Genomic DNA, 315 nt, shown 5'->3' on the forward strand with positions numbered 1-315 from the left:
AAAGTTGAACTAGCTGATGGTGTTGAAGGTTATGTTCGTGCTGCAGAAGCAACTCGTGACCGTGTTGAAGATATCACAGCAGTAATCAGCGTTGGTGATGAGCTTGAAGCTAAATATACTGGTGTTGACCGTAAAGCGCGCGTTGTTAATTTATCTGTTCGTGCAAAAGATGAAGCTGAAGAATCAGCTGCATTAGCACAAGTAAATAAACAAGAAGAAGCTATTCCAAATGCAATGGCTGAAGCGTTTAAAGCAGCTAAAGGCGAGTAATTAGCTCTCTTTATAAAGCGGATATGTTAAGCATATCCGCTTCCT

The 315-nt window shown here is 41.0% G+C and carries 1 protein-coding gene; it reads left to right on the plus strand.

The features are described 5' to 3' along the window. Positions 1-270 (plus strand): S1 RNA-binding domain-containing protein (locus A1D25_RS01850; RefSeq protein WP_157394019.1); only part of this gene is annotated, 270 nt, incomplete at its 5' end. Positions 271-315: the final 45 nt, after the last annotated feature.

The organism is Ursidibacter arcticus, from assembly GCF_009761375.1.
In the GTDB taxonomy this organism is placed as follows: Bacteria; Pseudomonadota; Gammaproteobacteria; order Enterobacterales; family Pasteurellaceae; genus Ursidibacter; species Ursidibacter arcticus.